22 protein-coding genes are annotated in these 20,744 nt (G+C 69.1%); 6 read left to right on the top strand and 16 right to left on the bottom strand.

Annotated elements, in window-relative coordinates; genetic code table 11:
- The first annotated feature begins 32 nt into the window (after positions 1-32).
- Positions 33-500: a nuclear transport factor 2 family protein gene (locus tag RM1_RS18645; protein ID WP_083576825.1), complete on the top strand. Its 468-nt coding sequence runs from the start codon at positions 33-35 to the stop codon at positions 498-500.
- 49 nt (positions 501-549) lie between these two features.
- Here the strand turns inward: RM1_RS18645 and RM1_RS18640 are convergent, their stop codons facing one another.
- Both RM1_RS18640 and RM1_RS18635 read right to left on the bottom strand, forming a co-directional pair.
- Positions 550-1,560: a LacI family DNA-binding transcriptional regulator gene (locus tag RM1_RS18640; protein ID WP_072753210.1), complete on the bottom strand. Its 1,011-nt coding sequence runs from the start codon at positions 1,558-1,560 to the stop codon at positions 550-552.
- A 59-nt stretch (positions 1,561-1,619) separates the two neighbouring features.
- Positions 1,620-2,606, bottom strand: coding sequence for a GlxA family transcriptional regulator (locus RM1_RS18635; RefSeq protein ID WP_072753209.1), 987 nt, complete (start codon positions 2,604-2,606; stop codon positions 1,620-1,622).
- A gap of 70 nt (positions 2,607-2,676) precedes the next feature.
- Here RM1_RS18635 and RM1_RS18630 point away from each other — a divergent pair, with 70 nt between their 5' ends.
- A complete protein-coding gene (locus RM1_RS18630) occupies positions 2,677-3,483 on the top strand; it encodes an MBL fold metallo-hydrolase (protein WP_072753208.1) in 807 nt (268 codons plus the stop codon).
- A 302-nt stretch (positions 3,484-3,785) separates the two neighbouring features.
- On the opposite strand, the gene pip is transcribed toward RM1_RS18630, so the two are convergent.
- Entirely contained in the window at positions 3,786-4,751 is a 966-nt protein-coding gene (gene pip / locus RM1_RS18625; protein ID WP_072753232.1) for a prolyl aminopeptidase, read from the bottom strand.
- A gap of 122 nt (positions 4,752-4,873) precedes the next feature.
- On the opposite strand from pip, the gene RM1_RS18620 reads away from it, so the two are divergent.
- The gene (locus RM1_RS18620) at positions 4,874-5,194 is read left to right on the top strand and encodes a DUF6191 domain-containing protein (RefSeq protein ID WP_072753207.1); all 321 of its coding nucleotides are present in this window, start codon (positions 4,874-4,876) and stop codon (positions 5,192-5,194) included.
- 31 nt (positions 5,195-5,225) lie between these two features.
- On the opposite strand, the gene RM1_RS18615 is transcribed toward RM1_RS18620, so the two are convergent.
- The 10 genes from RM1_RS18615 to RM1_RS18570 all read right to left on the bottom strand — a co-directional run bounded on the left by RM1_RS18615 (position 5,226) and on the right by RM1_RS18570 (position 13,395).
- A complete protein-coding gene (locus RM1_RS18615) occupies positions 5,226-5,672 on the bottom strand; it encodes a MarR family winged helix-turn-helix transcriptional regulator (protein WP_072753206.1) in 447 nt (148 codons plus the stop codon).
- Positions 5,669-6,295 carry a DJ-1/PfpI family protein gene (locus RM1_RS18610; RefSeq protein ID WP_072753205.1) on the bottom strand — a complete coding sequence of 209 codons (627 nt, stop codon included), beginning with the start codon at positions 6,293-6,295 and terminating at the stop codon, positions 5,669-5,671. Before RM1_RS18610 ends, RM1_RS18615 begins: the two co-directional genes overlap by 4 nt.
- 59 nt (positions 6,296-6,354) lie before the next feature.
- Positions 6,355-6,990, bottom strand: coding sequence for a pyridoxamine 5'-phosphate oxidase family protein (locus RM1_RS18605; protein ID WP_072753204.1), 636 nt, complete (start codon positions 6,988-6,990; stop codon positions 6,355-6,357).
- An 80-nt stretch (positions 6,991-7,070) separates the two neighbouring features.
- Entirely contained in the window at positions 7,071-8,096 is a 1,026-nt protein-coding gene (locus RM1_RS18600) for an alpha/beta fold hydrolase (protein ID WP_245816460.1), read from the bottom strand.
- Positions 8,097-8,119: 23 nt separating this feature from the next.
- Positions 8,120-9,058, bottom strand: a complete 939-nt coding sequence (locus tag RM1_RS18595; protein ID WP_072753203.1) for an alpha/beta hydrolase — start codon at positions 9,056-9,058, stop codon at positions 8,120-8,122.
- A gap of 33 nt (positions 9,059-9,091) precedes the next feature.
- Positions 9,092-9,805, bottom strand: coding sequence for a hypothetical protein (locus RM1_RS18590; RefSeq protein ID WP_072753202.1), 714 nt, complete (start codon positions 9,803-9,805; stop codon positions 9,092-9,094).
- 200 nt (positions 9,806-10,005) lie between these two features.
- A complete protein-coding gene (locus RM1_RS18585) occupies positions 10,006-10,962 on the bottom strand; it encodes an SDR family NAD(P)-dependent oxidoreductase (RefSeq protein WP_072753201.1) in 957 nt (318 codons plus the stop codon).
- Positions 10,959-11,771: an enoyl-CoA hydratase/isomerase family protein gene (locus tag RM1_RS18580; RefSeq protein WP_072753200.1), complete on the bottom strand. Its 813-nt coding sequence runs from the start codon at positions 11,769-11,771 to the stop codon at positions 10,959-10,961. The genes RM1_RS18585 and RM1_RS18580 overlap by 4 nt, the downstream gene beginning before the upstream one ends.
- A complete protein-coding gene (locus RM1_RS18575; protein WP_072753199.1) occupies positions 11,768-12,781 on the bottom strand; it encodes a TIGR03617 family F420-dependent LLM class oxidoreductase in 1,014 nt (337 codons plus the stop codon). Before RM1_RS18575 ends, RM1_RS18580 begins: the two co-directional genes overlap by 4 nt.
- A complete protein-coding gene (locus RM1_RS18570; protein WP_245816458.1) occupies positions 12,778-13,395 on the bottom strand; it encodes a TetR/AcrR family transcriptional regulator in 618 nt (205 codons plus the stop codon). Before RM1_RS18570 ends, RM1_RS18575 begins: the two co-directional genes overlap by 4 nt.
- An 80-nt stretch (positions 13,396-13,475) precedes the next feature.
- On the opposite strand from RM1_RS18570, the gene RM1_RS18565 reads away from it, so the two are divergent.
- Both RM1_RS18565 and RM1_RS18560 read left to right on the top strand, forming a co-directional pair.
- A complete protein-coding gene (locus RM1_RS18565; RefSeq protein ID WP_072753197.1) occupies positions 13,476-14,093 on the top strand; it encodes a TetR/AcrR family transcriptional regulator in 618 nt (205 codons plus the stop codon).
- Positions 14,094-14,207: 114 nt separating this feature from the next.
- Positions 14,208-16,664 carry a beta-glucosidase gene (locus tag RM1_RS18560; RefSeq protein ID WP_218019722.1) on the top strand — a complete coding sequence of 819 codons (2,457 nt, stop codon included), beginning with the start codon at positions 14,208-14,210 and terminating at the stop codon, positions 16,662-16,664.
- A gap of 66 nt (positions 16,665-16,730) precedes the next feature.
- On the opposite strand, the gene RM1_RS18555 is transcribed toward RM1_RS18560, so the two are convergent.
- The gene (locus RM1_RS18555) at positions 16,731-17,573 is read right to left on the bottom strand and encodes a LysR family transcriptional regulator (RefSeq protein ID WP_218019721.1); all 843 of its coding nucleotides are present in this window, start codon (positions 17,571-17,573) and stop codon (positions 16,731-16,733) included.
- Between the two features lie 103 nt (positions 17,574-17,676).
- On the opposite strand from RM1_RS18555, the gene RM1_RS18550 reads away from it, so the two are divergent.
- Positions 17,677-18,402 carry an SDR family NAD(P)-dependent oxidoreductase gene (locus tag RM1_RS18550; protein WP_072753229.1) on the top strand — a complete coding sequence of 242 codons (726 nt, stop codon included), beginning with the start codon at positions 17,677-17,679 and terminating at the stop codon, positions 18,400-18,402.
- A 141-nt stretch (positions 18,403-18,543) separates the two neighbouring features.
- Here RM1_RS18550 and RM1_RS18545 read toward each other — a convergent pair whose 3' ends face one another.
- A complete protein-coding gene (locus RM1_RS18545; RefSeq protein WP_072753195.1) occupies positions 18,544-19,704 on the bottom strand; it encodes a hypothetical protein in 1,161 nt (386 codons plus the stop codon).
- The gene (locus tag RM1_RS18540; protein WP_027502392.1) at positions 19,704-20,654 is read right to left on the bottom strand and encodes a metal-dependent hydrolase; all 951 of its coding nucleotides are present in this window, start codon (positions 20,652-20,654) and stop codon (positions 19,704-19,706) included. The genes RM1_RS18545 and RM1_RS18540 overlap by 1 nt, the downstream gene beginning before the upstream one ends.
- Positions 20,655-20,744 lie beyond the last annotated feature (90 nt).

Here is a 20,744-nt window from a genome sequence, read left to right as displayed (position 1 = left end):
TGACCGATCGAGCAGGGAAGGGCGCCGCGACCGTGCGAACCGATGAGCCAGATCCGACGTTCCGCTCGACTCCGCCTGCCGATCTCGGGCAGCTACAAGACCACCTGGCGGTGGTCGACAGCCTGTACAGGTTCCAGGCCCGACTCGACGCGAAGGACTGGCCCGGACTCCGGTCGGCGATGACCGAGGACGCCCGCGCGTATTTCGTCGAGGGCGTCGACGCGGTGCTCGCCGTGGTCCGGGCCCACCTCGACGTGTGCGGCGCGACCCAGCACCTCATGGGCAACGTGCAGGTGCAGCTGGACGGAGACGCGGCCCGAACCCGGTCGTACTTCCGCGCGTTCCACGTCGGCGCGGGCGCGAACGAGGGCGCGGTCTACGAGTGCCTCGGCGACTACACCGATTCGTGGGCCCGGACCGATGCCGGATGGGCGTTGACCAGCCGGGTCATCGCCGTCCGTGCGGAATCTGGGGACCGCGCCGTCATCACCCCGCGGTGACCCCGGACCGGTAACGCGGCCGGCGCCATGCACACCGACGCGGGCCCGGTCAGGCCGATTGCCGAACCAGCACCCGCGGGGCGAATAGATCGCCGAGCGGTTCGAAGGGTCGCCCGTCGACCAGACGGGAAATCGACTCCGCCAGGCCCGACGCGATCGCCTGCAGGTCGACACAGGTCGTCGTCAGGTGCGGCCGCAGAATCGCGCCGAGCGGCAGGTTGTCGGACCCGACGACGGCGATGTCGCGCGGCACCTCCAGCCCCGCCTCCCGCAGGGCCTGGATCAGCACCAACGCGAACTCGTCGTCGTAGGCGTACACCGCGTCCGGGCGCCGGTCCGGATCACGCCATGCCGAGACGACGGGAAGCAGGGTGTCGATCGAGAGGGCACAGTCGACCCGTTCGACGGAGGCCCCCTCCTGCGTTGCCGCCGACACGAACACCCCGAACCGGCGCTCGCCGAGATCGGCGAGCTCGCCGCCCGGTACCAGGCACGCGAGTCGTCGATGGCCGCGACTGCCCGCGAGATACCTTGCCGCGCAGTCGGCCAGCGAATCGAATTGGAACCGCGCCGTCGGCGCGTACGGGACCACCTCGGGTCCGGCGAGGAGCACGGCCCGAACCCCGGCCCTCCGCAGCAGCGCCGCCGCCTCCGCGTCGCACCGCACGGTGTCGGTGAAGACCGCGGCCGGGCGGAGCTGCGCCCACGCACGAGCCCCTGTCACGCCGCTCGAACCACGGTCGCCGTGCAGGAGAAAGCGGAGCCCCCGCTCGGACAGGCCGCGATCGAGCCCCTGCAGGATCGCGTCGACCGCGAAGCCGAGCGGGATGTCAGGCATCGGCATCAGCACGATGTTGCTGCGGCCGGCGCGCAGGGCGCTCGCCGCGAGGTTCGGTGTGTACCCGAGGGCGTCGACGCTCGCCAGCACGCGCCGCTTGGTCTGCTCACTGATCGGGTGATCGTCTCGACCGTTGAGCACGTAGGAGACCGTGGCCCTCGACACACCGGAGTGACGCGCGACGTCTGCGCTGGTCGGCCGTCGTTCTCGCGCCCGGTCCACCGTCGTCCCCTTGACCTCCGACCCATCGCCCCGGGTGTCGGAGCGGGATACCCGGAACGCTACACGCGTGACCGGTCGGCAGTGGATTGCTCCGAGCTCCCGGCCGAGAACAGGGCGCGATGCGCCGACGGGCTGATTCCGAACGTGCGCCCGAAATGCAGCCGGAGCGAGGCCGTCGATCCGAAGCCCGACTCGACGGCCACCGCGTCGACACCGAGCTCGGTCGTTTCCAGCAGCAGGCGCGCCCGATCCAGCCGCTGCAGGAGTAACCACTGCTGCGGGCTCGACCCGGTGCGCTCGCGGAACCGCCGGGTGAAGGTGCGCCTGCTCATCAGCACCACGCGCGACCAGTGATCGAGGTCGACGGGCTCGGACAGGTTCAACCGGGCCCACGCCATCGCCCGCTCGATCTCGTCCTCACCGTCCTGTTCGCGCACGGGGACCGGGATGAACTGCGCCTGGGTGCCGCTGCGATGCGGAGCCAGGACCAGTCGGCGGGCGAGCGCGGTGGCGGCGGAGACACCGTGGTCCGATCGGACCAGGTGCAGGCAGCAGTCGAGCGCCGCGGCCGTACCGGCAGAGGTCACCACGTCGCCGAGATCCGACCACAGCACGTCCGACCGGACCGTCACCTGCGGATGCCGACGCGCCAGGGTCTCCGCTGCATGCCAGTGGGTCGCCGCCTCCCGCCCGTCGACGATCCCGGAATCGGCAATCGGGAAGGCGCCCAGGCACAGTCCGACGATGCGCGCCCCGCGTCCGTGTGCCCGCCGGATCGCCTCGAGCACCGCGTCCGACGGCCTTCTGTCAGGCACCCAGCTCGGGATCACCACCGTGTCCGCCTCGACCAGCGCGTCGAGGGAACGCCGGACCGCGATGTCGTAGCCGGCGTTGGTGGGCAGGATGCCCGGATCCTCGGCGCAGATGGTGACCCGATAGCGCGGCGCGGTGTCGGGGGACTCCGTGTGCCCGAAAACGAGCGAGGGTACCGAGAGATGGAACGGGCTGATATCGGGAAAGGCAATCACCGCGACGGATCTGACCATGGCCCGATCTTAGCGAAACCTGTCCTGCGGGCCACTGGCCGCGCCGGGGCGATCGGCCGATGCTTGTGGCATGACCTCGACAACAGAGAGCACGACATCGACCGGTTCCGCAGCGGCGCAGGGAGTTCGGGCGGTCCTCGTGGGTGGCCCCACCCTGCACCTGAGGGTGGCCGGGCTGAGCATCCTCACCGATCCGACGTTCGACGAGCCGGGCAGCTACGAGGGCGGCGTCACCCTGACCAAGCTGGCCCCGCCCGCACTGCCCGCGGAGGCACTCGGCCCCATCGACCTCGTGCTCCTCTCGCACGATCAGCACGCGGACAATCTCGACGAGGCAGGGAGGCGGCTGCTGGACCGGGTCGAGACGGTGCTCTCCACGCCGGAGGCGGCAGGACGACTGCCAGGGGTGACCGGACTCGCGCCGTGGGAACACACGACGATCACCACCCCGGACGACCGTGAGCTCACCGTCACGGCGGTCCCGGCGCTGCACGGCCCCACCGGATGCGAACCGATCACCGGCACGGTCACGGGATTCGTGCTCAGCGGCAAGGGAATTCCCACGATCTACATCTCGGGCGACAACGCGTCGGTCGAGCTGACTCGTGAGATCGGGGAACGGCTGGGCCCCGTGGACATCGCCGTCCTCTTCGCCGGGGCCGCGGATCCCGGACGCTTCCCGGTACCGGTAACGCTGACGTCGGCGGAGGCCGTCGAGGTGGCCCGGATCCTCGACCCGTCCGTCGTCATCCCCGTGCACACCGACGGCTGGGCACACTTCACCGAGGGCGCGGACCGGTTCACCGCGGCATTCGAGGCTGCCGGGCTCGACGCACGACTGCACACGCCGGTACCCGGCACGTACTTCGACATCTGAGCGCTCGGGGCGACGCGACTGCGGACACCCCGGACACGGAAACGGTGGGTCGAATCTTGCGTCTCGGCCCACCGTTTCCGCAGGGGTTCTAGGTCTCGACGCTCGAGTCGCTAGAACCGAGCGCACCGGCGATCTCGTTGAACAACGAGAAGATCGGGTCGAACACCAGCATCGAGACTCCTTCTTGCCGTTGGCATCTGCCGTCGCCTCGACCGACTCGAGGGACGACCCATTAATTCACAAGCGGCCGAATCCCGGGGCGAATTCCGGACAAACCACCGGGCACTCCCGGGGCATCCGCCTCAGGAATGCGGAACGCCGGCCAGCATCGCGTCGACGCCGGCTGTGAACTCCGCGACGAAGCCACCGCCGCCGTGTCCCGCGTCGTCGACGACCACGAGCCGACTCGCCGGCCATGCCCCGGCGATCCGCCACGGGGTGTCCAACGGACCGGACACGTCGTAGCGACCGTGCACGAGAACCGCCGGAATCGCCGCGATCCGATCCATCGAGGCCATGATCTGCCCCTCCTCGAGAAAGCAGTCATGACTCCAGTAGTGCGTGACCAGTCGCGCGAAGACGCTGCGGAACAACGGATCCGAGTACCGTCGGCTCGGTGACCAGTCGGGCACCAGGGACACGTGCGCGTCCTCCCACTCGCACCATCTCCTGGCCGCCTCCTCACGGACCGCCGCATCGGGGTCGGCCAGCAGCCGCGCATAGGCCGCCGCGAGATCCCCGCCGCGCTCGGCCTCGGGGACGCCTCCGACAAACCGCTCCCACGCCTGCGGGAACACCCGCCCCATCGCGCGGGTGATCCAGTCGATCTCGACGCGGGTACCGGCGGTCACCGCACCGAGCACCATCGCCAGCACCCGGCCCCGGTGCTGCTGCGCGTAGGCCAGTGCCAGCGACACTCCCCACGACATCCCGCTCACGATCCACCGGTCGATGCCCAGATGTTCACGCAGTCGCTCGATGTCCCCCACCAGGTGGGCTGTGGTGTTCGAGGCGAGGTCCGCGTCCGGTCCGTCCGCGAGCGGGCGACTGCGGCCGCAGCCACGCTGATCGAACAACACCGCCCGGCACCGCTGCGGGTCGAAATACCGCCGGGCACCGGCGGTGCGGCCGGAGCCAGGGCCGCCGTGCAGGAACAGCACCGGCACCCCGCCGGGGTCACCGACGCTCTCCCAGTAGAGGAGGTGACCGTCGGACACCTCCAACAGGCCCGACTCGTACGGCTCGATCGGCGGGTATCGGGTACTCATCGAAGCAGCATGCCCAACCACCGGCGTCCGATCCACGACCTCGACCTTGTCGCGCGTCCGCGTGGTCGACGCAGAGTCGCTGTCACCGCACCCGCCGCGGGTGGTCACTACACTCGGACCGCATGGGGATGCTGTTCGCCATGACGATTCCGGGGCTGGTGTGCCTGCTCGTCCTGGCCGCGTTCGCCGAGACCCTGTTCAATCGGGTGACCGGCGGACGGATGTTGCCGTGGACCCGTCGTGGTGGCGGCCGCACCGTGTCGGCGACCGGCTTCGAGGAGGTCACCGCGGTGTTCCAGGGCTCGAAGCACCACGAGTTCGAGCAGCGCCAGGTATCCCTGATGCATCGCGAGGACGACGCCGACGGGGCGCCGCCGCTGGTGCGCCTGGACATCGCGTCGAACCGTGCGGTACTGCGCAACGCCTGCGACGCCCCGCGCTGACGGATTCGGGACCGGGCTCTCTCGCGGCGGGTCAATCTGCCAGCGTGTCGAGGGCAGCCGACATCTTCTCCAGCGCATCCAGGGCACGCCGGAATTCCTCGACCCCCAGCTGATTCGCGAGCCGGTCGGCGAAGGCGCGCTGGTCGGGCGTGATGCGCGACATCGCCGCCCGACCCTCGGCGGTCAACTGCAGCAGCTTTGCCCGGCGATGGGCGGGATTGGGTAGGTACTCGGCAAACCCCTTGTCCACCATCAGGTCCGCTATCCGCTGCACGCTTTGCCGGGTGATGCCCATGGCCCGTGCGATGCCCGCGACCGGCAGGGGTTCGTCGACGATAGCGCCGAGCACCTGCCACCACGCGGCGGTGAGACCGGCCGGCCGAGCCAGCTGCTCCGCCACCGCCAGGAACTGGCCGTTGAGCCGGAACGCAGTCAGGGCGGCGCCGGAGAGCAGCTCGGCCGGCTTCGGCTCGGTCATTGCGCGGTCGCCGCCTGCAACACCTCGAAGGCGCTCGCATCCGAGCGCGCGTACAGCCGGTACCAGGCGTCGAGCACCTCCGGGGTGTAGACGTCGAGGCGACCCAGGATCTCGCGGGCGAACTCGACGGGGTTCGTCGCGCCTGCGGTGATCAGATCCCGATCGGTCACCGCGGGCTCGTCCCGGTACCGGCCGCCGCCCGCGTAGCCGGTCATGGCCAGGAAGTACGCGACATTGCTGGTGTGGTCACGGTCGTCGAGCAGGCCCTCCCCCGCCAGTCCGTAGGTCGCCCCGCAGATTGCCGCGACCGGCACGCCCGCGTCGAGGAACCTGCGCGCCTTGGCCGCGAACGGGGCCAAAGTGTCGCCCCCGATCCAGGTGTCGGCCCCGGGCAGGATCAACATCGCGCTGTCCCCGGGGTCGAGATCGGCCAGGACGAGGTCCGGGATCATGCGCACGCCGCCGCTGGTGGTCACCGGGTCCAGGGTCAGCCCAACGGTGGACACCGAGTAGCGACCCGGTTCGCGCTGCCACTGACGCTGGTTGATGTGTGCGATCGCGTGACCGGTCTCCCAGTCCGCGAGGGTGTCGTAGATGGCCAGGTGCACCACTTGCTTCTTCATGACAGCATTCTGTCACATGTGACAGCATGCTGTCACATGTGACTCGACCGATGGGGCCATCACACCCTCGCCGCGGCTACCAGTCGGCGCACGGATTCCGGCTCCCGGACGTCCTCACCCACCCACGGTGCGGGTTCCGGCTCACCGGCGACGGTGCGCAGCGGGACCACGCCCACCCATTCACCGGAATTCGCCGACGGCGCGGGCGGCGGTGCGTCGCGCACCTTGACCGTCCAGCAGCCCGGCTCGATCGGCAGGGCGATCGCCAGGGTCGCCGCGAGCTCCTTCTTCGTGTGGGTGCGGACCTCCGAGCTCCGGCCGGGAATCAGTGAATCGGACAACAGGTCGAGGGCGTCCACCGCACCGTCCCCATGGAAGGCGGTCAGGCGGCCCCGAACGACGGCCGACCGGTAGTTGGCCGTGGAGTCGAACAGGGTGTCCGCCACCACGATTCCGTCGAGCATCGTCACGGAAAAGGCAACCGGCGCGCCTGCCGCGACGTGCCGCAGGGCGCCTGCACCCGTCGATCCGTGCAGCACGATACGGTCGCCATCTCGGGCGTAGAGCATGGGGACCACCCACGGCAATCCGTCCACCACGGTCGAGAGGGTGCCGACCGCCGCGGCGTCGAGCACCTCGTCGAGATCGGATCGATCACTCCGGGCGAGGTCTGGGTATCTCCTGATCCGGTCCATGCACCGAATCGTGCCGCACTTTGCGGCATGGACAGCAGGCCCAGAATAAGACAAACCAGCCATACCAGAATTCCGGCGCCTCAGGACGCCTTCACGTGATCGTCGAGGAAGCGCTCCGTCTGTGCGGCGATCGCCGCGGCGTGGGCGTGGAACAGATAGTGGTGGCCGTCCATGACCGTGACCTGCTGGATTGCGGGATTGCTGATCGCCGCGCGGTGCGAGGGTTCCCATTCCGGTTCCACCTCGAGCGAGGAGGAGGCGAGGATCGACAGGGCAGGCAGTGTCGGCGGGAACACGGCGCCCTCGACCGCTCGCACGTTCTCCGCTTCGCGTGCCATCTCGTCCAACATGGTGGAGTTCAACACCCACGAGTACGCACGCAAGTACAAATCCTGCTGGTCCGGGGTGTAGTCGGCCGATTCGCCGAGGCTCTCCCGGTAGTCGGCCACCAGTCCGAGATAGTCGGCGCTCGTGTCCAGGGCGATCAGGTCTCGGGTGCCGCCGACGGCATTGACGCCGGACATCCAACTCGGCCAGTCCGGGTCATCCTTGGCTCCTTCCGAGGTGTAGCGCTCGTCGTCCAGGCCAACCACGGCGGCGACCTCGTCCGGGTGGTGGGTCGCCCACCACATCGCGTACAGACCCGAAATCGAATGGGGCATCAGGACGTAGGGGCCGTCCAGCCCAAGTTCCCGGAGCGCGGCCCGGGTCTCGTCGACGATCGCCTCACTGGTTCGTGGGGCATCGGTGCCGTCGCTGAGACCCAGCCCGAAGTACTCGACGGTGACGACGGTGTTCTTCCCCGCCAGGCGCCGTGCCAGCGGGGCGAAGCCGAGGATCGGTGCAGGCGTGCCCAGGCCGGGCATCAGGACGATGGTCCGCGGTCCCGAACCCTGGACCGCGACGCTCATCCGGCGCCCGTCCACCTCGACATAGCGATGATCGGAACCGATCGCCGCCTCGATGGCCGCCTTGTCGCGGGGAGTCTGCCACCGGTGGATGCCTGCGGAGACCGCGACGGCGACAACGACCAGTGCGACGAGACCGACGAACATCCTCCCGACCATCCGCAGGACGCGGCGCGGCCGCGATCGCTTCGACGTCATGCCGTTCACGATGGCCTCCAGGCTCAATCGGGTTTGCAGATATGGTCTTTCGGCGGCAGTTCACCGGTCGTCAGATAGCGGACGGCGATGTCCGTGGCGCACGAGCTGGTTCCCGGCACGCCGCCAGGAAGCCCGAGCGGCATTCGCTGAGGCAGGACGAGGTGTGCGGCTTTGCCCTCCACCGTGACCAGTCGCGAGCCGGCGACCAGGCCACGGAGGGTGTGCGCGCCGCCGGCCGGCGTGACGGCGTCATCCTCGTTGGTGATCAGCAGCATGCCCGGCACCTCACCCCAGCCCGACCGCGAATCCGCCTGCCCGGGGAACGGCCAGTATGCGCACGCCGCCGGAAAGCCCATCCCGAGGTACGTCAGCGGCGCCTGCTCGGCCGCCCGCCTCTGCTCCGCCAGGACGACATCCGTGTCGTGGCTCCATTCCGCGGCGTTGCAGTTGTAGGCCGTCCACCAGCCCTGCCGCGGGCCGCCGGACAGAACGGCACCGAGCTCGCGGTCGATCAATGGCGAGAGCTGGAACTGGGAGATCATCAAGATGGCAGCCTGGACCGATGCGGGTGACGAATCCCCGGACACCGCTGCATGAATCGTCAGGAGCTTCGACAACACGGCCTCGTTCGCGGCGTTCCCGACACCGAACAGGATGGGGTTGAGGTCGTTCGAGGTGAAGGTCCGTTCCCCGAGGAGTCGGATGGGCCGGGCGGCGAGGTCGTCGCGGAGCTTCGTCATCGACGCCAACACCCGCTCCGCGGAGTCGCCGAAAACGGTTCCGCGGGTCGCCACCCAGGGCGCGAACGCGGTCTCGACCGCCTGCTGCCGAGCCTGATACCGTTCTTGCAGAACCTCATTCGGGCTCCTGAGCGGATCGACAACGGAGTCGAGCACCCATCGGTCGACGTGTTCGGGGAAGGTCCGCGCCAGCTCCCGCCCGAGCGCAGTCCCCTGCGACACCCCGAGGTAGCTCCACCTGTCCGCGTGCAGGAGCTACCGCACCAGGTCCAGGTCGCGGACCGTCTGCCAATAGGTGACGTACGGCGCCGTCGACGTGCCATCCGGGGTCCTCGCCGCCCCGGCGAGGCATCGCTCGGTCCACCGCCGTGCATCGTCGAGTTGACGGGCAACGGACCGTGCCGAGAAGTCGAGGACGTAATAGCCCTCCCGTTGACCGGTTCCCAGAAGCGCGGGATCCCCGGAGACGGCCGGATCACAGACCTGCGCCGTCGACGATGTCGATGTTCCCCGCGCGTCGAAACCGATGAGGTCGAACGAATCTCGGAGTCTCGGCATTCCACCGGAGAAGCTGTGAGGATCAAGGAGGCTACCGGCGCCCGAACCGCCGGAACTGGTCAGCAGCGGCGTGGACGCGGCGCCCGTGCCGGGAAGCCTCGAGATCCAGAAGGTCGCCTCGCGCCCATCCGCGGGACGCGCCCAGTCGAGAGGGGTTCGGATCCGGGCGCAGTCGAGTCCGGGTAGTACCGCCGACCGGGCCGCCACGTAACCGTCGCCGGCCAGCGCATGATCGAGGATGTCCGAGGGACACGGATGCCAGCGGATCTCCTGTTCGGCATACCCGGGAGGGACGCCCGGCTCCGGGGTCGGTGCCGCGATGGCGGTGACACTCCCGGCGAACCCGATGAACAACGCCGATCCGGCCGCGATGACGACACGCGATCGCCGGGCCCGCCCCCGAAGAACCATCCGCACTGCAACTCCTCCCCCCCGTGGCGCAGTCGGCCGAGTCGGCACACTGCGCCCCCGCCTCGGTCCGTTTCCCCCAACCGAACCTCCACGACCATTGGAACATGCCACCGTCGCCTCGTTGGCTTGGGGACGTGGAGCAGGGAGCCTCCGACCGGACCGCCGGGAGCTGCGACCGCCACCCGGTCGCACCCGGTCTGTCACGGGGCGGTCAGCTGGGCCGACAACTCCCACAGCGCCGCTGCGGTGGCGGGGTCGGTGGCGTGGCCGCTGGCCGCGCCGATCCCACAGTCCGCGAGATAGGCGCCGCCGGCCGAGTCGAGCTCGGGTGCGCTCGCTCCCCACACCGACGTCGCCGCGGCGGCCGGGACGGACTTGAGGTTTGTCAGCGCGTTCGGTGAGCCAGCCGACATGCGCTTCATCTCCGCCATGTCGTCCCGTGACATGTGGCGCGCGAGGCCGGTGGCGCACACTCCCGGGTGAACCGCGTAGGCGTGCACACCCTGTCCGCCGAACCGTCGCTCGAGCTCGACGGTCGTCAGCACGTTCGCGGCCTTGGACTGGGCGTAGGCGACGAACTTGTCGTAGGTACGGCGCTCGAAGTTCGGATCGACGAGATCGACGGGGTGCGCCCGGTGCGCGTCCGAGGACACCGTGATCACCCGTGCCGGGACACCCGATCGATCGGCGGCGGCCGTCAACGACGGCAGCAGAAGAGACGTGAGCGCGAAGTGGCCGAGATGGTTGGTACCGAACTGGAGCTCGAACCCGTCGCGGGTGCGTTCGAACGGCGGGTACATCACCCCGGCATTGTTGATCAGGACGTCCACCGGCAGCCGCCGCTCGGATATCCGATCGACCAGGGCGCGAACGCTTTCCAGGTCCGCGAGGTCCACACCGAGAACCTCCGGTTCCGACGAGGGATGCGCCTCACGGATCCGCGTCGCCACCGCGCCTGCCGCGGCGGTGTCGCGGGCGCTGAGGACGACGTGAGCGCCCGCTCCTGCCAGTGCTCGAGCGGTCTCGGCGCCCAGACCGCTCGTCACCCCGGTGACGAGCACCGTGCGCCCGCTCAGCTCGACGCCGTCGAGGACCTCGTCCGCGGTGCGCGCGCGGTCGACGGCGCCCTGCGACGGAGGGATGGGTTGTTGTGTCATTCCGGCGAATCCTCCTGCCAGTCCGTGGACAGCCGCGACGTCCACCGGGGTTCGCGCCTGTCCAGATACGCGCGAACTCCCTCGGCCGCATCGGGTGTGCCCATCACCCGCAGGTGCAGGTCCGTCTCGAGGGTCGCCACTCGATCCGGGCCGTACCCATGTCGCGCGGTCTGCCACAGCAGTCGTTTGGACAACGCGACCGACATCGGCGCGGTGTTCACCGCGATGTCACGGGCGACCTCCAGCGCGGCAGGCAGCACCTCGCCGGATGGCAGGCAGCGACTCGCCAGCCCCAGCCGGACCGCCTCGGCGCCGTCGAAGGTGCGGCCCGTCAACAGCACATCCGCCGCGGCCGCCATGCCCGCGAAATGCGGAACGGTCCAGTGGGACATCGCGTCGGGGAGCACCCCGCGGCGAACCTGCGGGATCGCGTACTCGGCGTCCTCGGCGACGATCCGGATGTCGGCCTGCATCGCGAGGGTGAACCCGATTCCGATGGCGTGCCCGTTCACCGCGGCGATCACCGGTATACGCAGACCGAAGGCAGGCGGATCGACCGGCGAGGCGGTGAACTCGGCGTCGGGAGCGTCGAAGGTGGCGCCACCACCGCCGAGATCGGCGCCAGCACAGAACGCGGGGGGCGCGCCGGTGAGCACGATGGCCCGGATCGCATCGTCCTGGTCGAGAGTCCGATAGGCCTCGCTCAGCGCCCGGCCCATCGCACCGGTGAACGCATTGCGCCGCTCGGGCCGGTCGAGGGTCACCACCGCGACCCCCTGCTCGACCGAGACGGACACCCCGACCGTCATCGCGGCGCCTTCAGCGCCGAGATCAACTCGGCGACATGGTCGTTCAAGACGGGATAGCCGGGGAAGTAGCAGCACACCCGATCCGCGTGGTCGCCGAACCGGGCGACGATCTCCGCCGCGCACTGCTCAGGAGTCCCGTGTACCGCGAGCGTGGTCATCATGGTGGCGTCGATCAACTCCGTCATCGCGGCGACGTCACCGCGCTTGGAGAGCACGTTGAGTTCCGGCTGCACGTCCGCCCACCCCTCCACCTCCAGCACCGGCCGATACGCCGGGGTGGAGCCGTAGAAGGCGAGCAGGCGCCGCACACCGCGCGCCGCCGCGTCCAGCTCCTCGGGGGTGCGGCCGGTTCCCACGATGACCTGGGGGTAGATCGCGAGGTCCGACCGTGACCGCCCGCCGATCTCGAGGCCCTCCTCGATCGCGGGCAGGGTCCGTTCCCGGAAGTGCCTGGCGCTGTTGAACGGCATGACGAGCAGTCCGTCTGCGACCTCCGCGGCCGCCCGGGTCATCAACGGGCCCAGCGCCCCGAGGCAGATCTCGGGGGGCCCGTACGGGTTGGGGCCGGGATCGAAGGTGGGAGGCATGAGGGTGTGCGTGGTGAACTCGCCCTGGAACCTGAGCGGCGCCCGGCCTTCCCACGCCGCGAAGATCGCCTTGATCGCGAGCACCGTCTCGCGCATGCGAGCGGCAGGCTTCGACCACTGGGCGCCGTAGCGGCGCTCGATGTGCGGACGGATCTGTGAACCGAGGCCGAGACGAAACCGCCCCCGGCTCAGGGTCTGCAGGTCGTTGGCGGTGTGGGCCAGATGCATTGGGCTTCGGGGCAGCGCGATGGCCACGTTCGTCATCAGGTCCGCCTCGACCGCACCCGACGCGGCGACGAGAGGGACGAACACGTCGTGGGCACCCTCGAAGGTGAACAGCCCGTCGGCACCGAGCGCGACGAGCTCACGCGCCCGCGAGGCCGCGTCCTCGGGTCGTCCGTCCAGCTGCACGTCGACCTTCATCGGCGCACCGACTTGATGTCCGTCGCCTCGGTCGCGTGCGCGGCGAGGACATACAGGGAGCCGGCGAGCGCGTCGACGAATTCCTCCTCGTCCTCCACTCCCCTGGTGAGCCCACGCATGGTCGTGGCGCCCGAGAGCAGGTCGAACAGGAACGTCGCATTCACCCCGCCGGCGATCTCTCCCCTGGCGACAGCGCCGTCCAGAAGATCCTGGAAGGCCTTGCGCACCGGCATCCCGATGGCGAGCAGGCGCTGGCGCGCCTCCGCGGACTGCGAATCGGCGAGCAAGCCCGGCACACCGGCGCGCGCGGCGGGACGTGCGGCACGAACCAGGAAGACCCGCACCCAGGTCGCGAGATCCGTGCGCAGGTCACCCGACTCCTCGGGCAGCGGGTGACCCCCGGTCCCGTGCACTGCTTCCTCGATCAACGCCTCGCGAGTGGGCCACCGCCGATAGATGGCAGGCGTGTTCACCTCCGCCCTCCTGGCGATCGCGGCGACCGTCGTCTGCTGGTAACCGACCTCCGCCAGCAGTCGTCGCGTGGCGACGAGCACCGCCTGGTCCTTGCTCAGGTCACGGGGACGCCCTGCGCGGGCCGGGATCTCAGAATTCACCATTACATAGTAACTCGTTACATTAATAGGCGCGCACGCCCTGCGCGCCCAGAGCACGCTCCCGTCGTTAGGCTCACCTCGTGACGGAGCGACAGCAGGGCGGGCGGGCAGCCAGGGCGGAAGCCAGGCGCGAGGCCATCGTCGAAGCCGCGATGGCCGAGATCGCGGAGCGCGGCTACCGCGCCACCACCCTCGCCGCGGTGGCCGAGCGCGTCGGACTGACGCAGCCGGGCGTTCTGCACTACTTCCCCAGCAAGAAGCACCTGCTGATCGGCGTGCTCGAGGCCCGCGACCAATGGGATACCGCGGCGCTCCTCACGAGGTCGACGGATGTGCGACTTTCCCACCTGGAACAGATCGTGGAGTTCAACGCCGAACGCCCCGGCATCGTCCAGACTTTCACCGCACTTGCCGCGGAGAGCACCACCGGCCAGCACCCGGCGCGCGAGTACTTCACCGAGCGCTACGCCGCCGCCCGCGTCGTGTTCGCGGAATTGCTGCGCAAGGAGTTCGGCGACCGACTGCCGGGCGGACTCACGCCCGAGCAGGCGGCGCCGCTGCTCATCGCCATGCTCGACGGCATGCAGATCCAGTGGCTGCTGGCCCCGGACGAGGTGGACATGCCCGCCGCATTCCGCAACTTCGTCGCCCTGCTCGGCGCGGGCGACCACGTCGAGAACCGAGCCGATCGAGACTAGGCCATATATAACGCTTAGATAACAACACCTAGCGATCGCAAGGTAGGCTGTCAGGATCACCTTCCGGCGGACCAGTGAGCCGACGACGCCTGCTCGATGACGAAGGAGTTCACGATGGAAGACGACGCAACGCGCGAGGCCGTGGAAGCGGCGCTCGCCAAGCTCGATCTGGATGCGAAGGCGCGACTGCTGCAGGGACAGGACATGTGGACGCTGCCCGCCCTCCCCGAGATCGGGCTCGGCTCCCTGGTGATGTCCGACGGGCCGGTCGGCGTGCGCGGAGTCTTCTGGGGACCCGACGACCCGTCCATCCTGCTGCCGTCGCCCACTGCCATGGCCGCGACCTGGGATCCGGAACTGATCGCCCGGGCGGGGGTGCTGCTCGCGCAGGAGGCACGCCGCAAGGGCGTGCACCTCTTGCTCGCCCCGACCGTGAACATGCACCGCACGCCTGTCGGCGGCCGGCATTTCGAGGCCTACTCCGAGGACCCGTTCCTCACGGGCGCAATCGGTTCCGGCTACGTCCGCGGGGTGCAGTCCGGCGGCGTCGGCACCACCGTCAAGCACTTCGTCGCCAACGATGCCGAGACCGACCGCATGTCCGTCGACAACATCGTCTCCCAGCGCGCGCTGCGCGAGCTCTACCTCGCTCCCTTCGAGACGATCGTCAAGAGTGCGCGGCCGTGGGCGATCATGTCCGCATACAACAGCGTCAACGGCACCACGATGAGCGAGCACAGCGAGCTGCTGAACGGCGTGCTCCGCGGCGAGTGGGGCTTCGACGGTTGCGTGGTCTCCGACTGGATGGGAACGCACTCGACCGTTGGCGCGATCCTGGGCGGCCTCGACATCGCGATGCCAGGCCCGCGCTCCGTCTACGGCGAGCTCCTGGCCGAGGCGGTCCGGGGCGGCGAGGTCGACGAGTCGGTGGTCGACGACGCGGTGCGCCGAGTCCTGCTGCTCGCAGCGAGGGCGGGCCTGCTCGAGGGCGCCCGCCCGGCCGTGACCGACTTCCCCGAGACCGTGGACGGCCGTGCGCTCACCCACGAGATCGCGAGCCGTTCCTTTGTCCTCGTGCGCAACGCGACCCGCGGCGATGCACCGGTCCTGCCGATCGATCCGGCCGACACCACCGTCGCGCTGATCGGACTGGCCGCCCGCGACGCCCGCGTCCTCGGCGGCGGCTCCGCCATGGTCTTCCCCGAGGCCGTGGTCTCCCCGCTCGACGGGCTGACGGCCGCGCTGCCCGACGGCTCGCTCAGCTACAGCATCGGCGCGATGGTGAGCGACCAGATGGGTACTGCCGAAAGGGGATTCGAGCTGCGTGCCCGGTGCTACGACGCCGAGGGAACCCTGCTCCGCGAGCTCGACCTGCCGGGCGGCGCGATCACCTGGATGGGCACCCTCCCGGAGGGCATCGAATACGCGACGCTGCACACGATCGAGGTGCTCGGTACGTTCACGCCGCAAGAGAGCGGTTCGCACAGCTTCGGCACCAAGGGTCTCGGGCAGTTCACCCTGACGGTCGGCGGCGAGACCCTGTTCGACGGCGACCAGGCGCTCGAGAGCTTCGACCCCTTCGAGCTGTTCTTCGGCGCCCCGAAGGACCGCGGCGCCGTCGAGCTGGTCGCCGGGGAGCCCGTCGAGGTGGCCCTGAGGCACACGCCGGTGAAGATGGAGGGCTCGCCGATCGACATCGTCAGCTTCAGCCTCGGACACCGCGATCCGCAGCGGGACCCGGAGGAGCTGATGGCCGAGGCCGTGGAGGCCGCGCGGCAGGCGGACGTGGCCGTCGTCGTCGTCGCGACCACGGAGCAGGTGGAATCCGAGGGGTTCGACCGCACCACCCTGAACCTGCCCGGGCGCCAGGACGAGTTGGTGACCCGCGTGGCCGCGGCGAACCCGCGAACCGTCGTCGTCGTCAACGCGGGCTCGCCGGTGGAGATGCCGTGGCGCGACGAGGTCGCGGCGGTGTTGTTGAGCTGGTTCCCCGGACAGGAGGCGGGCGCGGCACTGGCCGACGTCCTGGTCGGGTCGACCGAGCCCGGCGGCCGGCTGCCGACCACCTGGCCCGCCACACTCGCGGACTGCCCGGTCACCGACGTCACCCCCGTCGACGGCAAGCTCGCCTACACCGAGGACCTGTTCATCGGCTACCGCGCCTGGGACCGCTCAGATGTCGCGCCCGCATACCCGTTCGGGCACGGCCTCGGATACACCACCTGGGAGTACGAGGGCGTCGAGTGGGACGGAGAGACCGTCACGGTCCGCGTCCGCAACACCGGATCCCGGCGCGGACGCGAGGTCGTGCAGGCGTACCTGGCCGCCAAGGGCGACCCGGGAGATCGGCCCGCTCGCGCGCTGGCCGGATTCGCGAGCGTGGAAGCGAATCCGGGCGAAACAGCGACGGCCGCAATCACCCTGCCGCGTCGAGCCTTCGAGCTCTGGGACGAGGAGAGCAGGTGCTGGTCCTACCGGCCCGGTGCGTACGACCTCCTGCTCGGACCCTCCTCCGCCGACTGCCCCCTCGGGGTCGCCGTAGTATCCGCCGAAAATCGGGCGGATATTTGATGGGTCGAAAACGTTCGTTTTGACCCATCACATCGCGCGATAGGCGGAATTCCCGGATGTCATCGGCTAGAGGCGTATCGCGGTACGGACGAGGTCGGCGATGGATTTGGATCTGCTGTGTGGTGGCCAGGCGATGACGGTCGTGACGGCCGGTGCGTCCGGCACCGGCACGATGGCGTGATCGTCGCGTAGTTGGGCTCGGAGCGACTCGGGCATGACCGCGCAGGCCCGTCCGAGCGTGATCAGCTGGGTCAACTGGGTATGGTCGCGAACCTGCGGGCCGGGACCGTCCGGATAACTACCATCCGGTCGCGGCCAGCGCGGCAGGGGCAGGCCGGTCAGGGCGTTGACCTCGGCCATCGACATGTGGTGCCGGTTGGCGAGGGGGTGCCCCGCGGGCAGGACCACGACCTGCTGTTCGGTGTGCAGGTCCTCGGTGTCGAATCCGGCCGTCGTGTCGTAGGGCCGGTGGAGCAGGGCAACGTCGGCACTCCCGTTGCGTAGCAGGCGTTCCGGTTCGCCGGGCCCGCCCAGCACCACCTCGACCGCGACGGCGCAGGGTTCGGCGGCATAGGCGTCCAGCAGCTTCGACAACAGTTCGCTGGACGCTCCTGCCTTGGCGGCCAACACCACACCGGGTCGGTCGGCAGCGGCGCGGCGAGTGCGGCGCTCGGCGGCTTCGACCGCTTCGAGGGCGAGCCGGGCCTCCCGCAGCAGCACCGACCCGGCCGCGGTCAACGTGATCGCGCGCGAACTGCGTTGCAGCAGAACGACTCCGAGCCGCCGTTCCAGCTGCTGGATCGCCCGCGACAGCGGTGGTTGGGCCATCGAGAGCCGTTGTGCCGCCCGCCCGAAGTGCAACTCCTCGGCGACGGCGACGAAGTATCGCAACTCCCGCGTCTCCACCATGTCATCGTATCCGGCGCGTTACCACGACCAATACCCGTGCGGTATCGCCGCCAACCCGACCGGTCTTGGACACCCCACCCGAGTCCGCAACATGATCGACGGTATGAGTGAACCGACGATCGCGCTGGTGACCGGCGCGAACAAAGGAATCGGATACGAGATCGCGGCGGGCCTGGGCGCCCTCGGCTGGCGAATCGGTGTGGGCGCGAGGGATCAACAACGCCGCGACACCGCGGTGGAGAAGCTGCGCGCGGCCGGGACCGATGCGTTCGGCGTGCCGCTCGACGTGGACGACGACGCGAGTGTCGCCGCCGCGGCCGAGCTGATCGCCGACTATGCCGGTGGGCTCGACGTCCTGGTCAACAACGCCGCGATCACCGGCGGTATGCCACAGACACCCACCACGGTCGATCTCGCGACCGTGCGAGCTGTCGTGGAAACCAACGTGATCGGCGTCATCCGGGTCACCAACGCGATGCTCCCCATGCTGCGCGGCTCGGCATCACCGCGAATCGTCAACATGTCCAGCAGCGTGGGCTCGGTCGCCCTGCAAACCACGCCCGACATCGACATGGGCCCGATTCCCATTGCGTACTTGGCGTCGAAGACCTTCCTCAACGCCGTCACCATCCAATACGTGAAGGAACTGAGCGACACCAACATCCTGATCAACTCCGGCTGCCCCGGTTTCACCGCCACCGACCTCACCGGCTTCCAAGGCGTCCGCACCCCACAACAGGGAGCGGCGATCGCGATCAACCTCGCGACCCTGCCCGACGACGGACCGACCGGCGGATTCTTCGACGACGCAGGAACAGTGCCCTGGTGACGGGCACACCCGTTCCTCACCCTGCGCATCGAGGCGGCCGTCTGACGGCACGGTTGGCTTGCCCGAGTTCGACGATTCGAGCTTGCGGTTCGGGGCCCTCAGTGGCGACGGGCCCCGAACCGTTCAGCGCATCGAACCGGCCTAGGCCGACTGCGGCACCGCGCTCTCACCGGGCACGGATTCGCCGCCGTCCGTCGGCCGGCCGCGCGGCACGGTGAAGGTGGCGGCCACGCACGCGATCGCGACCGCGAAGCAGGCGATCGTGTACCAGAGATTGCCGATCGGATCCCCGTTGCCGGTCACACCGTCGACGGCGCCGAAGAAGTCGGGCAACGCGGTCGCCCACAGCACCGCCATCACCCCGAGGTACACGAGTGCGTAGACCTGGACGAAGCGGTCGGTGTAGCCGGGATCCTCCGACGGGTGCCGGCGGAGCTGACTCCACTGCCGGACCAGGACCACGACGGCGACGACCGAGAGCACGGCCAACTCCGCGGCGTAGAGGAACCCACGGACCGTGTCGCTCCCCATGCCGAAGACGGTCGCCGGGAGCGGGAGCACGAACACCCCGACCGAGGCTGCGAGACCGATCACCACGGTGCGCCACACCAGCTGCAGGCCGGAGAAGCGCCGGCCCGCATCGACGTGCCTGCCGACGAAGAACTGGACGCACAGCGCCAACGACATCGGCCACAGCGCCGCGAACACCACAACGCTCGGCAGCGGAACCGAGTCGAAGAACGGCAGGTTGACCTTGTTGTCCAGCATCCACTCCCACCAGCGCAGCTGCGGCCCGAGCTGGTCGAAGATCTCGTAGAACGCATGGTGGACGAAGCCGACGCACACTGCGCCGAGGAGCACGCCGTACCGCCGGAACACGCCGAGCATCCGGACGATCTCGAACGCCAGCGTTGCCATCAGCGGATAGATGGCGACGATGTACAGCGGCAGCCGACCCCACAGGAAGTCCACGGTGAACACGTTGTGCGCGAACATCGTTCCCAGGTACTCCTCGGTACCGAAGGTGGCCGGGAAGTAGATCGGCGGCTCGATCACGAACAGGAACGCGGTGGCACCGAACCACAGCACCAGGTTGGTGGGATCACCGTGCCTGCGCAGCCGCAGGATCGCGTAGACGAGCGCTAGCACCGCCCCGAGGACGATGGTGAACTCGAGGACCGGCAGGGTCCAGTTCTCCAGCGCGAACGGGTTACGGACCTCAACGAGCCCACCGGCCTCCTCACACGAGAAGCCAAGGCGGGTAGCGAGATCCGAGAAGGTGGGCGAGCAGTGGTCCGACATCAGTTCGCCCCCGCGGAGACCGGCTCGGCCTCGGGCTTCTGCGAGTCCCCGGTGTACCAGCGCGTGCAGTCGTAGCCGGCGTCGTAGCGGGTGAACCACTCGTCGGCGAGTACGGGCAGTTTCTCGTGTTCGGGCTTGTGGCCGGGCATCTGGCTGCGGATGGCGCCGGACAGGGCGGTGAGCTGCTCACCGATCGGCAGGCCATCGAAGGCGCGCGGCATCGGCCCCTTGGTCAGGTACGGCGCGAAGGCGGTGAGCACCTTCTGCTTGGCCCGGTGCCTGGCGAACATCGACATCGAGTCGACCTTCCGCTCGGACAGCGGAACGTGCTGGTTGAAGCCGGCACACGCGATCCGGATCGACTTCATCACGTGCGCGAAGATCGACGCGGCCATCCGCATCCGGTAGAGCTCGTTGCCGACGACGGAGTTGTAGATGATCAGCGCCGAACTGCGGTGCTCGACCTCCTCGACGAAGTGCCAGAGGAACAGGGACGCGACCCGGTCGTCGCCGGGCCGGAACAGGGTGGCCTCGTTGTCGAGCATCAGCTTGAACACCGGAGTGAACGTCGCCTCCAGGTCGGCGGTGTACGCGAGCCGGTAATTGATCGAGGTCCGCTCGGTGAGGAGATCGAACTCTCCGGTCACGGCGTCGAGGGTGTTCTGCAGGCCGGGGTACCGCCGGATCAGCGCGTTCACGTGCTGGCGGTGCGCGGTGGAGTGGTGGCCCTCCTGACGCATGAACGCGACCGCCTCCGCAGCGACCTCGGGATCGGTGATCAGCGGCTTCGCCTGCAGGATCAGCTTGACGATCATCTTCTCGAAGCCGATAGCGAGGAACGAGACCGCGTTGGACATGCTCGACCACGCCGGGTTCTCCGGGTTCCACAGGAAGGGGACGTCCTCGCCCTCGAACCCGAAGTCCATCTTCCGGGGTTTCAGATCTGTCATGCGCGATTCCTCGTTTCCGTTGGCGCCGGCGAACCCCTGTCAGGGCAGGTGGGGCCGCATTCCGAGTGATCATACAAATAATCAGAACTG

The sequence above is a fragment of the Rhodococcus maanshanensis NBRC 100610 genome, assembly GCF_001894865.1.
In the GTDB taxonomy this organism is placed as follows: domain Bacteria; phylum Actinomycetota; class Actinomycetes; order Mycobacteriales; family Mycobacteriaceae; genus Rhodococcus_G; species Rhodococcus_G maanshanensis.
The sequence above is the reverse complement of the archived record's forward strand: the minus strand, read 5'-3'. Positions and strand labels throughout refer to the sequence as shown.

Coding starts and splice junctions, on each gene's coding strand:
- RM1_RS18635 (WP_072753209.1), bottom strand. CDS start 2,606: ATGGTCAGATCCGTCGCGGTGATTGCCTTTCCCGATATCAGCCCGTTC.
- RM1_RS18630 (WP_072753208.1), top strand. CDS start 2,677: ATGACCTCGACAACAGAGAGCACGACATCGACCGGTTCCGCAGCGGCG.
- pip (WP_072753232.1), bottom strand. CDS start 4,751: ATGAGTACCCGATACCCGCCGATCGAGCCGTACGAGTCGGGCCTGTTG.
- RM1_RS18620 (WP_072753207.1), top strand. CDS start 4,874: ATGGGGATGCTGTTCGCCATGACGATTCCGGGGCTGGTGTGCCTGCTC.
- RM1_RS18615 (WP_072753206.1), bottom strand. CDS start 5,672: ATGACCGAGCCGAAGCCGGCCGAGCTGCTCTCCGGCGCCGCCCTGACT.
- RM1_RS18610 (WP_072753205.1), bottom strand. CDS start 6,295: ATGAAGAAGCAAGTGGTGCACCTGGCCATCTACGACACCCTCGCGGAC.
- RM1_RS18605 (WP_072753204.1), bottom strand. CDS start 6,990: ATGGACCGGATCAGGAGATACCCAGACCTCGCCCGGAGTGATCGATCC.
- RM1_RS18600 (WP_245816460.1), bottom strand. CDS start 8,096: ATGACGTCGAAGCGATCGCGGCCGCGCCGCGTCCTGCGGATGGTCGGG.
- RM1_RS18590 (WP_072753202.1), bottom strand. CDS start 9,805: ATGGTTCTTCGGGGGCGGGCCCGGCGATCGCGTGTCGTCATCGCGGCC.
- RM1_RS18585 (WP_072753201.1), bottom strand. CDS start 10,962: ATGACACAACAACCCATCCCTCCGTCGCAGGGCGCCGTCGACCGCGCG.
- RM1_RS18580 (WP_072753200.1), bottom strand. CDS start 11,771: ATGACGGTCGGGGTGTCCGTCTCGGTCGAGCAGGGGGTCGCGGTGGTG.
- RM1_RS18575 (WP_072753199.1), bottom strand. CDS start 12,781: ATGAAGGTCGACGTGCAGCTGGACGGACGACCCGAGGACGCGGCCTCG.
- RM1_RS18560 (WP_218019722.1), top strand. CDS start 14,208: ATGGAAGACGACGCAACGCGCGAGGCCGTGGAAGCGGCGCTCGCCAAG.
- RM1_RS18555 (WP_218019721.1), bottom strand. CDS start 17,573: ATGGTGGAGACGCGGGAGTTGCGATACTTCGTCGCCGTCGCCGAGGAG.
- RM1_RS18550 (WP_072753229.1), top strand. CDS start 17,677: ATGAGTGAACCGACGATCGCGCTGGTGACCGGCGCGAACAAAGGAATC.
- RM1_RS18545 (WP_072753195.1), bottom strand. CDS start 19,704: ATGTCGGACCACTGCTCGCCCACCTTCTCGGATCTCGCTACCCGCCTT.
- RM1_RS18540 (WP_027502392.1), bottom strand. CDS start 20,654: ATGACAGATCTGAAACCCCGGAAGATGGACTTCGGGTTCGAGGGCGAG.